Consider the following 13,407-nt stretch of genomic DNA (forward strand, 5'->3'; position numbering starts at 1 on the left):
GAGGCGGTGCTAGCACGCTGGGGTTTAATGAATTCTTATGGATGAAAAATTGTAGTGCGCCGATTCAGGCGCCCTCTCGGGCTGTGGAAACCCCGTCATCAAAGTGTAGCCGAGTCAATTTAGAAGCGGCTAAGTTTCAACTGGATGACCGGCAGAGATGACCGAACTAGCTCCCGACATTGGCTTTGGCAGAAAAAATCCGAAGCTGAAAAACGCGCTGCTCCAGCACAAGACCTTTTCCCTTGCCGGCCTTTCGGAACGTCTCTTCGGCCTGCTCTTTTCGGGCCTCGTCTACCCGCAAATCTGGGAAGACCCGATCGTCGACATGGAAGCGATGCAGCTCGGTCCGGAACACCGGATCGTCACCATCGGCTCCGGCGGCTGCAACATGCTGACCTACCTGTCTGCCGGCCCGCGCAGAATAGACGTCGTCGACCTTAATCCGCACCATATCGCGCTCAACCGCCTGAAGCTCGCAGCCTTCCGGCATTTGCCGAGCCACAAGGACGTGACGCGCTTCCTGGCGACCCAGGGCACCGCCACCAACGTCCAGGCCTTCGACCTCTTCATTTCGCCAAAGCTCGACACGGCGACACGCAGCTACTGGAACGGCCGTGACCTGACCGGCCGCCGCCGCATCGGGGTCTTCGGCCGCAACATCTATCGCACCGGCCTGCTCGGCCGCTTCATTGCCGCAAGCCACCTGCTCGCCCGCCTGCACGGCGTCGACCCGGCCGAGTTCGTCCAGGCCGGTTCCATGCGCGAGCAGCGGCAGTTCTTCGACGAGCGTCTTGCGCCGCTGTTTGATCGTCCCGTCATACGCTGGATCACCGGCCGCAAGAGTTCGCTTTTCGGCCTCGGCATCCCGCCGCAGCAATTCGACGAACTGGCAAGCCTCAGCAGCGAGAGGTCGCTCGCCGCCGTGCTGCGCCACCGCCTCGAAAAACTGACCTGTCACTTCCCGTTGCGGGAGAACTATTTCGCCTGGCAGGCATTCGGGCGCCGCTACCCCCTGCCGCATGAAGGCGAGCTTCCACCCTACCTCGATGCCGGCGCCTACGAGGCGATCCGCAACAATGCCGAGCGCGTCGATGTCCATCACGCAAGCTACACCGAGCTTCTCGCCAACAAGCCGGCCGCATCGGTCGACCGCTACATCCTTCTCGATGCCCAGGACTGGATGAACGACCAACAGCTGAACGACCTCTGGACCGAGATCACCCGCACGGCGGATGAAGGTGCGGTCGTCATCTTCCGCACGGCGGCGGAAGACAGCATCGTGCCCGGCCGCGTCTCCTCGGCGCTGCTCGATCAGTGGCACTATGATGCCGAAGCGTCGCTCAAGCTCGGCGCGGAAGACCGTTCCGCCATCTATGGCGGTTTCCACATCTACCGGAAGAAAGGCTAGGCCATGCGTGAGGCCGGCATTTCCCACGCGCGGCGCATGGACCACATGTACCGCTACCAGCGGCATTTCTATGATCTGACGCGGAAGTACTACCTCTTTGGCCGCGACACGCTGATCCGGGAGATGCACCCGGCGCCGGGCGCCTCCGTGCTCGAGGTCGGCTGCGGCACCGGGCGCAATCTCGCTCTCATCGGCCACTGCTTCCCCTCGGCGCGGCTGTTCGGCCTGGACATCTCCCAGGAGATGCTGACCTCCGCCGACGCGAAGCTCAACCGTGGCAGCAGGCGCCGCGCCGAGCTTCAGGTCGCCGACGCCACCGATTTCGACCCCAAGGTCTTCGGCGAACGCGGCTTCGACCACATCCTCATCTCCTATTCCCTGTCGATGATCCCCGACTGGCAAAAGGCGATCGATGCGGCCATTGCCGCACTCAATCCGGGCGGCTCCCTGCACATTGCCGATTTCGGCCAGCAGGAACGCCTGCCGACGAGCTTCCGCCGGGCGCTGCACGGCTGGCTCGATCGCTTCCACGTCACGCCGCGCGCCAACCTTTTCGACGTGTTGCGCGTGAAGGCCCGGGAGAATGGCGCCGATCTCGAACGCCGCGCGATCGGCCGCGGCTATGCCTGGCTTGCGGTCTATCACAGCCCGGCCGTCGCAATCGCCGCCTGAGACCGCGACCCGTAGTGCAGCCGGCGGGTGGTCGTCTTCATCTCACTTCGCCAGAGCGCGCCGAAATCCCCCGTGGGAGTTCGGCGCTTTCGCTTTGCAGTAGAAAACGGGACGCACCTGCCTCGCCCGCAATTCCCGCTTGAGCTAACCCAATTTTTACGATGATATGGTGAAGATGAGGTTCACGCCTCGCGGGGGAAATCACCGATATGAAAGCCATCGTGTGAGGCAGGATCGTCGCTCGTCTCTAGACAGGTACCTCATGCGCCGGCTTCTCCTGGCTCTGCTGCCCATTGCCACCCTCCTTTCCGCCTGTTCGTCGACCGATTACGACCTGATGCAGACGGCATCGATCCCGCCGCGCTTCCAGGATAAGGACCCACAAGACTTCGGCGAGCGCACCCCGCAGCATCACAACATCCACGGCATCGACGTTTCGAAATGGAATGGCGATATCGACTGGATGAAGGTGAAGAACTCCGGTGTCTCCTTCGCCTTCATCAAGGCGACGGAAGGCAAGGACAGGGTCGACACCCGCTTCAACGAGTACTGGCAAAAGGCGCGTGCCGCCGGCATCCCCTATGCGCCCTATCACTTCTACTATTTCTGCTCGACCGCCGACGAACAGGCCGACTGGTTCATCGCCAATGTGCCGAAGACCGCAGTCTACCTGCCGCCGGTGCTCGACGTCGAGTGGAACGGCGAATCGAAGACCTGCCGCCACCGCCCGACGCCGGATGAAGTGCGCGTCGAGATGAAGCGCTTCATGGATCGCCTCGAAGCGCACTACGGCAAACGCCCGATCATCTACACCTCGGTCGACTTCCACCGCGACAATCTCGTCGACCAGTTCAAGGAGCATCACTTCTGGGTGCGCTCGGTCGCCAAGCATCCTGGCGAGGTCTATGTCGAGCGCCGCTGGGCCTTCTGGCAATACACCAGCACCGGCGTGATCCCGGGCATCGACGGCAGCACCGATATCAACGTCTTCGCCGGTTCGGCGAAAAACTGGAAGAACTGGGTCGCAGCGGTCTCGCAGCCGAAGTAAGGCCGGCATTCTTGCCGGCAAGTGCGGCAAGGAACCCCATTTTCTTCTTTCGGTCATAATGCTCTGAAAGAGCAACGGCAGATTTACAGTGCCGCACGTCCCCAAGGACGCGCAAACGCCGCTGTAACATTTTTGAACCGCTGCATGAGACATCCTTGGGTCGATCGCGATCTGGAGATTTATGCAGCGAATCCAACAATTTGGCTGCCCGTGCGGTGTCTCCCTCACCCCGCGGCCACAGAAAGGAATTATGATGAACCGCACTGCCCGGCACGCCCTGGCCTCCGTCGCCCTCCTGGCGCTCACCGCCTCCACCGCGTTTGCACAGACCGCGACCCAGACGGGCGCCCAGGGCGCCGCTCCGGCTGTCGCCTGCGGCGGCGACCTCGGTGCCTTCCTCCAGGGCGTGAAGGCCGAAGCAGTCGCCAAGGGCGTTCCGGCCGATGTCGCCGATCGGGCGCTTGCGGGTGCTGCCATCAACGAGAAGGTGCTCAGCCGCGACCGGACCCAGGGCGTCTTCAAACAGACCTTCACCGAGTTTTCCAAGCGCACGGTCAGCAAGTCGCGCCTCGACATCGGCCAACAGAAGATGAAGGAATATGCCGACGTCTTCGCCCGCGCCGAGAAGGAATTCGGTGTGCCGGCCCCCGTCATCACCGCCTTCTGGGCGATGGAGACCGACTTCGGCGCCGTCCAGGGCGATTTCAACACCCGTGATGCACTGGTGACGCTCTCGCACGACTGCCGCCGCCCGGAAATGTTCCGTCCGCAGCTGATCGCTGCCATCGAGATGGTGCAGCACGGCGACCTTGACCCGGCAACGACCACCGGCGCCTGGGCCGGCGAGATCGGCCAGGTTCAGATGCTGCCTGAAGACATCATCGCCTACGGCGTCGATGGGGATGGCGACGGCCACGTCAACCTGAAGAAGAGCTCGCCCGACGCGATCCTCACCGCCGCCAAGTTCATCCAGAGCCTCGGCTTCAAGGCTGGCCAGCCCTGGATCCAGGAAGTTAGCATTCCCGAAGAACTCCCCTGGGAAAAGACCGGCCTGCAGCCGGGCATGAAGGCGGCGGACTGGTTCGCGCTCGGCGTCAGCCCACGCGACGGCAACACCGCCAATGGCAATCTCGAAGCCTCCCTGGTGCTGCCGCAGGGCCGCAAGGGTGTGGCCTTCCTCACCTACCCGAACTTCAACGTCTATCTCGAGTGGAACCAGTCGTTCATCTACACGACGTCGGCCGCCTACTTCGCCACCCGCCTCGCCGGCGCGCCGACCTATGAGGGCGGCAACCCGGAACCGGGCCTCGACGATGTCGGTATGAAGGCGCTGCAGACCAAGCTGCAGACGCTCGGCCATGACGTCGGCAAGGTCGACGGCATCCTCGGCTCCGGCACCCGCGCCGCCCTTCAGAAGGAACAGCTCCGCCTCGGACGCCCGGCGGATGGCTGGGCGACGCTGGAACTCCTGAACGCCCTCTAAGCGAACTTCGGGCCACGGATGCGGCTCGGCCTAGCAGCCAGAACCCCGGGGATCGGAAGCGATTCCCGGGGTTTCCTTATCCGAGATGCAGGTCCACCCCGGAGGCACGCACGGCGCATCTCGAAGCGTTGCCCTTCCCTCGATCAGTCGGCAAGAACCGGGTGGCATGCGCCAAGACGCCGGGCTATGAAATAGGCGTCAGATCACAACCGGCCCGGGTACCGGACGCAGCCTTTGCGCCATACGCACATTCGCCGCCTGGATGAGGCTGACGGACGACAAGGCGATCAGTACGGACGGGGCATAACCATGAATGCGCGAACCACAATCGACGGCCATCAGATGAGCGTTAGAACCTGGATGCTGCTGGCGCTGCTCGGTCTCATCTGGGGCGGGTCCTTCTTCTTTGCCCGCGTGGCCGTTGCCCACGTGCCGCCGTTCACGCTGGTGGTCCTGCGCCTGGGCCTCGCAGCACTTGCCCTGCACCTCTATATCGGCGGCCGCTTCGGCATCTATCAGGCACTTGCCGGACGCTGGCGCGAATTCGCGCTGATGGGGCTGATCAACAATGCCATCCCGCATGCCTTCATCTTCCTCGGCCAGACACAGATCGGCGCCGGGCTCGCGGCAATCCTCAATGCCACGACGCCGGTCTGGACCGTCATCATCGCCAACATGGCGACCGAGGATGAAAAGCTGAGCTCCGCCAAGATTGCCGGCTGCCTGCTGGGGCTCACCGGCACCGTGGTTCTGATCGGGCCGAGTGCGCTTGCCGGCCTGTTCGGCACGACAAGCAGCATCCCGCTCTGGGCGCTCGTCCTGCCGGTGCTGGCCGCCGTCAGCTATGGCTTCGCGGCGACCTACGGCAAGCGCTTTCGCAATCTCGCCCCACCGGTGACGGCCGCCGGACAGCTCACCGCTTCGACCCTGATGATGCTGCCCGTTGCCGCGTTCTCCGATGCGCCCTGGACACTGCCGATGCCGCCGATCGAGGCGACGCTTTCGATCCTCGGGCTCGCGCTCGTCTCGACCGCCTATGGGTACATTCTCTTTTTCCGGATCATGGCGGAAGCCGGCGCCACCAACGCCTCGCTCGTCACCTTGCTGGTGCCGCCAAGCGCGATTCTGCTCGGCTATCTCTTCCTGGGGGAAACGCTGCAGGCGGCCGACATCGCCGGCATGGCGCTGATCGCCCTCGGTCTCGCCGTGCTTGACGGACGGCTTCTACGGCTCAGACGGGCTGCCTGAACGGGGAATCGAGCCGCGCTTTTCGTCCCCTTCCGAAGCGCTCACGCACGGTTACAAGCGTTTATATTAACCTTGCGGAAGCGATTGTGAAAAAAATGTGGCAGACATAAAATGATAGATATTTCAACTATATAACCCTGTGAATAAGGCCACTCCCCCTCACGGATTTCGCACTGCAGCACAAGTTTCGCTTTAACACTTCGTGATTTCGCCCTATGTTTTAACGCGTTAACGCAGGGAGGGTCATCCATGGGCCTTACACATTCGCTGAATGTCCTCATGATCAGTGCAGCGTTCGTATTCGTGGCCACGATGCTTTTCATCTGATGAGCGGCCGCTGAGAGTCCAAAACCGAATAGGGACTTTAATTTCCGGAAATCCATTCTGCAGCACCAAGCAAGCTAGACCGCCAAGAGAGCACAGGGTCTAAACGCTGCGACAGAAAAGAAAGCGCATGAAGGTCAACCTTCATGCGCTTTCTCATTTTCGGATATCTGTCAGTCTAAGGCGCCCACGGCCGGTGCGCCTGGGAACCTCAGGCCGCCGCACCCGCCGCCGCCTGGAATCGCGCTTCGGGGAGCACCACGCTCGGCTCCGCTGCGACCCGCTCGAAGCCGACAAGGTCCAGCACGGCCGTCACCAAGGGCGAGCGGTTCATCGTGTAGAGGTGAAAATCGCGCACGCCGCGACGCGCGAGATCGACAATCTGCTCGGCGGCGATGTGTGTCGCCTCCTTGAAGCGCTCGGCCGCCTGCTCTTCCAGATGCACGAGCCGCGTGACGATCGCCTCCGGCACGGTGGCGCCACAGAGGCCGGCAAACTTCTGCACCTGCGTCAGATTGTTGATCGGCAGGATGCCCGGCACGATCGGGATGTTGACCCCTGCGCGGCGCACGCGTTCGAGGTAACGCTCGAAATCGTTGTTGTCGAAGAAGAACTGGGTCAGTGCGCGGGTGGCGCCGGCATCGACCTTGCGCTTCAGCATTTCGATATCGGCGGCCACGTCAGGGCTCTCCGGATGCTTCTCCGGGTAGGAGGAGACGGAGATCTCGATGTCGTCGCCCCGGGCGCGAATTGCCTGCACCAGGTCGGTGCTGCTCGCATAACCATCCGGATGCGGCTCATAGGTGCTGCCGATGCCGCCCTGCGGGTCGCCGCGCAGTGCCACGAAGTGGCGGACGCCATAATCGATATATTCGTCGATGACCGCATCGACTTCCGCCTTCGGTGCGCCGACGCAGGTCAGGTGCGCCGCCGTGTTGGCAAAGCCCTTCTCCTCGATCATCCGCCGTACCGTCGTCAGCGACCGCGCCTTGGTCGAGCCGCCAGCACCGTAGGTGACCGTCACGAAGGCGGGACCGAAAACCGAGAGGTCCTCCGCCGTCTGGAAGAGCTGCGCTTCCATTTCATCGGTCTTGGGAGGGAAGTATTCGAAAGAGAGCCTCAGATTGCCGCGCTCGGCCGGATAAAGCGTCTGTGCCGTCATTCTCAAACTCCCCCTGCATGGACGCGCGGCCGCGGCGTTTCATTCTCATTCACGGCGCGCCGGTCGCGCGCCAGCCAGATCGTCACCGTCAACTTTTCTTCCCCGGCGCCTTCCGGCGAAAGATCCGTGGTCTTCTCGAGCACCAGGCCAGCCTTGGCGAGCCAGTCGGCGATCACCTGGTGCGAGAAACCGAGGCGCGCATGCGCATGCTCGTCACGCAGATGCTCGAGCCCGTGCGGTGCGAAGTCGATGATGACCACCCGGCCACCCGGCATCAGCATGCGCGCAGCTTCCGCGATCGCCGCCTCCGGCTCGTCGAGGAAATGCAGCACCTGGTGGATGGTGACGAGATCGAAGGCCTGTCCGTCGAGCGGCAGATTGAAGATGTCGCCGTGGCGGATCGAGGCCTTGGTGATGCCGGCGCGATCGAGATTGGAGCGCGCAACGGCAAGCATGTCGCGGCTGGCGTCGACGCCGACGCCGCGGCGGTAAAGCCCTTCGAACAGCTGCAGGATGCGTCCAGTACCGGTACCGAGGTCAAGCAGGCTCTCGACCGGCTCGTCACCGACCATCTCACGCAGCTTCGCCTCGACGTCGCGCTCGCTGACATGCAGGCGGCGAAGCTCGTCCCAGCCGGCGGCGTTGCGGCTGAAATAGGCCTGTGCCTTTTCGGCCCTCGCCTTCTTGAGCGTCGTCAGCCGCGCCGCATCGCGCGAAAGCACCGCGTCGCCGGCGGATGCTGCCGCCAGCATGGCCCGCACGAGTCCGACGCGCGCGCCGTCCTGTCTCAGGCGGAAATAGGCCCAGGCGCCTTCCTGATAACGATCGATGAGCTCGACCTCGGCAAGCAGCTTCAGGTGCCGCGAAATACGCGGCTGCGACTGCCCAAGAATTTCGGTAAGATCGGTAACGGTGAGATCGCCGGCGGCAAGCAAAGCGACGAGACGCATGCGGGTCGGCTCTCCCGCCGCCTTCAGTACGTCCACCAGCGCATCCAGACCCAGTTCTCTCTGAGCAGCCATCGCGATCCCCATCAACACATAAAGATATGTTTATGTGATTTGCGAGATCGGTGCAAGCGGATTTGCGTGGAAAGGCCGAACAATGGCGCGCGCAAGACAGGTTTTGCGCCCCGACGCGTCCGCGGCAAGCGGCGCGTTAAACGGCGCGTCGCTGCGCCTCAGCCCGACGATTTCAATCCGTTCCCGATTTTACTGAGCGCATCACGGCCCGAGCGCCAAAGGAAAACGGGCGAAGCCTTCGCTTCGCCCGTTTCGTGAAGTCAAGTCGCACCGCCTGTTTGCGCGAGCGGTTGCAAGCAATGGGCGCCGCACTCATGGCGGCGCCGATCACAGGTCAGCGCGTCAGGCGCTTGTAGGTGACGCGCTTCGGGTTGACCGAGTCCGGGCCGAGACGGCGGATCTTGTCCTTCTCGTAGTCTTCGAAGTTGCCTTCGAACCACTCGACCTGGCTGTCGCCTTCAAAGGCGAGGATGTGCGTTGCCAGGCGGTCGAGGAACATGCGGTCGTGGCTGATGATGACGGCGCAGCCGGCGAAGTTTTCGAGCGCCACTTCGAGTGCCGCCAGCGTCTCGGTGTCGAGGTCGTTGGTCGGTTCGTCGAGCAGCAGGACGTTGCCGCCGGCCTTCAGCATCTTGGCGAGGTGAACGCGGTTGCGCTGACCACCCGAGAGGTTGCCGACCTTCTGCTGCTGGTCGCCGCCCTTGAAGTTGAAGGTCGAGCAATAGGCGCGCGAGTTCATCTCGTGCTTGCCGAGCTTGATGACTTCGGCGCCGCCGGAGATTTCTTCCCAGACGGTCTTGTTGCCGTCGAGCGCGTCGCGGCTCTGGTCGACATAGCCGAGATGAACGGTCTCGCCGATGCGGATCGAGCCGCTGTCGGGCTGTTCCTGACCGGTGATCATGCGGAAGAGCGTCGTCTTACCGGCGCCGTTCGGGCCGATGATGCCGACGATGCCGCCCGGTGGCAGCTTCAGCGACAGGCCATCGATCAGCAGGCGATCGCCATAGCCCTTGGTGACGCCTTCCATCTCGATGACCACCTGGCCGAGACGTTCGCCAACCGGGATGATGATCTGCGCGTCGCCGGGACGCTGGTTTTCTGCCGCGTTGACCAGTTCGTCATAGGAACGGATACGCGCCTTGGACTTGGCCTGACGGGCCTTGGGGCTGGATGCGATCCACTCCTGTTCGCGGGCGATCGCCTTCTGGCGGGAAGCCTCTTCGCGGCCTTCCTGCTGCATGCGCTTGGCCTTGGCAACGAGATAGGCCGAGTAGTTGCCTTCGTAGGGAATGCTGCGGCCGCGGTCGAGCTCGAGGATCCAGCCGGTGACGTTGTCGAGGAAGTAGCGGTCGTGGGTGATCATCAGCACGGCGCCCGGATATTCGCGCAGGTGCTTTTCGAGCCAGGCGATCGTTTCGGCGTCGAGGTGGTTGGTCGGTTCGTCGAGCAGCAGCAGGTCCGGCTGCGACAGCAGCAGCTTGCAGAGCGCGACACGGCGTTTTTCACCGCCCGAGAGATTGGTCACTTCCGCGTCGCCCGGCGGGCAGCGCAGCGCTTCCATGGCCATTTCGACCTGGCTTTCCAGATCCCAGAGGTTCTGGCTGTCGATGATGTCCTGGAGCTTGGCCCCCTCTTCCGCCGTCTCGTCGGAATAGTTCATCATCAGTTCGTTGTAGCGGTCGACGATCGCCTTCTTCTTGGCAACGCCTTCCATGGCGTTTTCAAGCACGGTCTTCGTCGGGTCGAGCTGCGGCTCCTGCGGCAGATAGCCGACGGTCGCACCTTCGGCCACCCAGGCCTCGCCGGTGAATTCCTTGTCGAGGCCGGCCATGATGCGCAGCACCGTCGACTTACCGGCGCCGTTCGGGCCGAGGATACCGATCTTTGCATCCGGGTAGAACGACAGATGAACGTTCTCGAGAACCTTCTTCGCGCCGTAGGACTTATTAAGTCCGGCCATATGATAGATGAACTGACGTGCCATGAGGGAATGCTCCGCAGGGAAAGGAAATTTGCCCGCTATGTAGGCGAATTATAGGAAGGGGGCAATGAGCAAAGGCGTTCGCCCCGGCTTGTCCCCCCAACCTATCCCTTGCGGCTGCCCTGCATCGAAAGCGCTCTCGCGGCCGAAGTACGGTGTCTGCGAGGTCGGTCAGCTGCGCCCGGCCGTATCGGCAATACCCTTGGCGCATTTGAACTCGGTCGGCCCCGCCGCCTGGATCAGCGGCGCCAGGCTCGACGCCTTCAGGACGTCGCCGGTCAGCCCGATCGTCAGCCCGGTGATGACACTGCGGCCCTGAACCGTCTGGCAGCGCATGCGCACCCGATCCCCCGCACCAGCGCCGAAGCTCTGGTCAAAGGCCTGCTTGATCGTCGCCTCGTCGAGCTCGGAACCGATGCGCTGGCGAAACAATGCGCCGACCGCCGAGCGATTGAGCTCGTCCAGCATGCGCAGCTGCACCGAGAAATAGTCGTCGACTGAACCGCTCTGGCAAGTACCGCTCATCAGCCACTGGTGCCGGTCGAGCCCGGATTGAACCCCCGGCATGGCGGTGAGCAGTCGCGCTGCCGTGTCATCGGCCATGGCAAGCTTCGGCAGTTCGAGCCAGCTGCCCTTGCGGTCCTTCGCGCGCGCCTCGGCCGCTACCCCGCAATAGCTCTTGCGCAGAGGCCAAAGGCCGTGCAGCGAGAGGTTGGTCGCATCGAACCGCTCCGCCGTCTGGCTCTCGCATTCCTTGCGCTGCGGCCGCGTTTCGCAGAAACCCGGCTGCCAGCTCACCGCCAGAACGTACTCCGTGCGGCCGGCCGCGTCGTTGGCGGCTCCTTGATCCGACATTTCCTCGCCGGCAGCAAAGGCGGCCGGTGCCAGGAACAGCGCCAACGCCGCCAGCATTCCTGCCATCGGACCCGATATCGCCTTACAGAAACTAACCATGATATCCTCCTGCGGAAACAAAACAGGAACGAATATCGCTCAAAACGGGAAAAATGCAACTCTCAATTAAGATGAGCGCACATTCGCTTGTGACCTCATGCGCAACGAGCAACAAGCGACGATTGCCTTTGCCTTGCAAATCGATTTGATATCGGATTGGTCTGTCGTTGTAGCCGGGGGAAATCGTGTTCGGGCAGGTGAAGACACATCAAAGCCCGACCGGAGCCACTTTGACCTGGCGCCATTTCCCTGCGACCGCCGACGCCCGCGGCATCCTCCTCATCAGTCACGGACTTGCCGAACACTCAGGCCGCTACGCCCGCTTTGCCGAAGCCATGGCTGCGCACGGCTTCCATGTCTACGCCCACGACCATCGCGGCCACGGCGCGACGCGCGCGCCGGACGCGCCGCTCGGCATGTTTTCAAGCCGCGAGGGGCTCGACAAGGTCTTCGCCGATATAAGGGCCATTCGTGCAATCGCGACAGGCACCCATCCGGATCTGCCGGTCGTTCTCTTCGGCCATTCCATGGGCGGGCTGATTGCACTCAACGCCGCCGAGGCCGATCCCGCCCTCTATGACGCGCTCGCCGTCTGGAACTCCAATTTCCGTCCCGGTCTTGCCGGCCGCGGCGGCCAGGTCATTCTGAAGGTCGAGAAGGCACTGAAGGGTTCTGACGTGCCGAGCCCGCTCCTGACCAAGCTCACCTTCGGCATGTGGGGCGGCGCGATCAAGGATCGCAAGACCGATCTCGACTGGTTGTCGCGCGACGATGCCGAGGTGGCTAAATACGCCGCCGACCCGCTCTGCGGCTTCGATGCCACCGTCTCGCTCTGGCTCGATCTCTTCCGCCTATCCTTCGGCGGCGCCCGGCCCGACCGGCTGGCGCGGCTTCGGAAAGACCTGCCCATCCACCTCGTCGGCGGCAGCGCCGACCCGTCGACCGAGATGGGCAGTGCCGTTCGCTGGCTCGGCGCCAGGATGAAAGCCGCCGGCCTGAGCAGCGTCACCGTCACCGTCTATGACGGCATGCGCCACGAAACCCTGAATGAAATCGGCCGGGAACAGGCGACGGCAGACTTTGCCGCCTGGTGCCTGCGCGCCGTCGCAGGCAAGCGCTGACCGGAAATATCATGGCCGACATGTCCCTTCCCAAGATCGCCACGGACCACAACCGCATCTCCTTCGGACTGACTCTGATGGTGATTGCGGTGCTGCTTTCGCCGCTGATCGACATTTTTGCAAAGCTGGCGATCGCGACCGTGCCATCGGCCGAAATCACCGCCGTGCGCTTCGTGCTGCAGGTCGTCTTCATCCTGCCGATCGCGCTGGTGCGGGGCAGCCTCTTCGATCTCACCTGGCGCAAGACCGGTCTGCATGCGCTGCGCGGCGGCCTGCTCGTCGTGTCGATGCTCTCCTTCATCACCACGTTGAAGGTGATGGAGGTCGCCGATGCGATTGCGATCTTCTTCGTCGAGCCGATCATTTTGACGATCCTCGGCAGCATCTTCCTGAAGGAGACCATCGGCTGGCGGCGTTACACCGCCTGCGGCGTCGGCTTCTTCGGCGCGCTGCTCGTCATCCAGCCGAGCATGCAGGAAGTCGGGCCGATTGCGCTTCTGCCTATCGTCGCCGCCTTCGGCCTCGCCGTGTTCCTGCTTGTCACCCGCATGGTCGCGCAGAACGAAGACCCCTGGTCGATGCAGTTCCACGCCGGCGTCTGGGGCGCGCTCTTCTGTCTCGTGCTGCTTTATTTCGGCGAGGGCACCGGTTCCGGCATCCTCGATCCGGTCTGGCCGGAAGGCGTCACCTGGTATTACCTGCTTGGTGTCGGCGTCACCGCCACCATCTCCGGCGTGCTCGGCGTCTATGCGTATCGCGCCGCTCCGGCTTCGGTGCTGGCGCCACTGCAATATCTGGAAATCGTCTCGGCGACGATCTTCGGCTGGCTCGTCTTCGGCGATCTGCCCGACGCGCTGAAGTGGCTGGGCATCGCCATCATCATCGGCTCCGGCCTCTACATCATCTGGCGCGAGCGCCGCATTCACAAGGACACGAGCATCGCTCCGGTGTCGCCAGCCATCTGACAACAACACTCTGACTACA

11 protein-coding genes are annotated in these 13,407 nt (G+C 63.1%); 7 read left to right on the plus strand and 4 right to left on the minus strand.

Annotated elements, in window-relative coordinates; translation table 11 throughout:
* The first annotated feature begins 157 nt into the window (after window positions 1-157).
* The 5 genes from LAC81_RS11950 (at window position 158) to LAC81_RS11970 (ending at window position 5,859) form a co-directional block, all read left to right on the plus strand.
* On the plus strand, window positions 158-1,408 hold the full coding sequence (locus LAC81_RS11950) for a DUF3419 family protein (protein ID WP_223724963.1): 1,251 nt from the start codon (window positions 158-160) through the stop codon (window positions 1,406-1,408).
* Between the two features lie 3 nt (window positions 1,409-1,411).
* On the plus strand, window positions 1,412-2,080 hold the full coding sequence (locus tag LAC81_RS11955; RefSeq protein ID WP_223724964.1) for a class I SAM-dependent methyltransferase: 669 nt from the start codon (window positions 1,412-1,414) through the stop codon (window positions 2,078-2,080).
* Between the two features lie 262 nt (window positions 2,081-2,342).
* A complete protein-coding gene (locus LAC81_RS11960) occupies window positions 2,343-3,128 on the plus strand; it encodes a GH25 family lysozyme (RefSeq protein ID WP_223724965.1) in 786 nt (261 codons plus the stop codon).
* Window positions 3,129-3,381: 253 nt separating this feature from the next.
* Complete coding sequence (locus LAC81_RS11965; protein ID WP_223724966.1) at window positions 3,382-4,611, plus strand: lytic murein transglycosylase; 1,230 nt, start codon at window positions 3,382-3,384, stop codon at window positions 4,609-4,611.
* 309 nt (window positions 4,612-4,920) lie between these two features.
* Window positions 4,921-5,859, plus strand: coding sequence for a DMT family transporter (locus tag LAC81_RS11970; RefSeq protein ID WP_113540745.1), 939 nt, complete (start codon window positions 4,921-4,923; stop codon window positions 5,857-5,859).
* Between the two features lie 535 nt (window positions 5,860-6,394).
* On the opposite strand, the gene metF is transcribed toward LAC81_RS11970, so the two are convergent.
* From metF to LAC81_RS11990, 4 genes are all read right to left on the minus strand, one after another.
* The gene (gene metF, locus LAC81_RS11975; protein WP_223724967.1) at window positions 6,395-7,345 is read right to left on the minus strand and encodes a methylenetetrahydrofolate reductase [NAD(P)H]; all 951 of its coding nucleotides are present in this window, start codon (window positions 7,343-7,345) and stop codon (window positions 6,395-6,397) included.
* Window positions 7,346-7,347: 2 nt separating this feature from the next.
* Complete coding sequence (locus tag LAC81_RS11980) at window positions 7,348-8,367, minus strand: ArsR/SmtB family transcription factor (RefSeq protein ID WP_223724968.1); 1,020 nt, start codon at window positions 8,365-8,367, stop codon at window positions 7,348-7,350.
* 334 nt (window positions 8,368-8,701) lie between these two features.
* The gene (ettA, locus tag LAC81_RS11985) at window positions 8,702-10,351 is read right to left on the minus strand and encodes an energy-dependent translational throttle protein EttA (RefSeq protein ID WP_113540747.1); all 1,650 of its coding nucleotides are present in this window, start codon (window positions 10,349-10,351) and stop codon (window positions 8,702-8,704) included.
* Window positions 10,352-10,519: 168 nt separating this feature from the next.
* On the minus strand, window positions 10,520-11,302 hold the full coding sequence (locus LAC81_RS11990) for a ribonuclease T2 (protein ID WP_223724969.1): 783 nt from the start codon (window positions 11,300-11,302) through the stop codon (window positions 10,520-10,522).
* Between the two features lie 185 nt (window positions 11,303-11,487).
* Here LAC81_RS11990 and LAC81_RS11995 point away from each other — a divergent pair, with 185 nt between their 5' ends.
* Both LAC81_RS11995 and LAC81_RS12000 read left to right on the plus strand, forming a co-directional pair.
* Complete coding sequence (locus LAC81_RS11995; RefSeq protein WP_223724970.1) at window positions 11,488-12,423, plus strand: alpha/beta fold hydrolase; 936 nt, start codon at window positions 11,488-11,490, stop codon at window positions 12,421-12,423.
* 11 nt (window positions 12,424-12,434) lie between these two features.
* The gene (locus LAC81_RS12000) at window positions 12,435-13,388 is read left to right on the plus strand and encodes a DMT family transporter (protein WP_223724971.1); all 954 of its coding nucleotides are present in this window, start codon (window positions 12,435-12,437) and stop codon (window positions 13,386-13,388) included.
* Window positions 13,389-13,407 lie beyond the last annotated feature (19 nt).

This window comes from Ensifer adhaerens (assembly GCF_020035535.1).
GTDB lineage: Bacteria > Pseudomonadota > Alphaproteobacteria > Rhizobiales > Rhizobiaceae > Ensifer.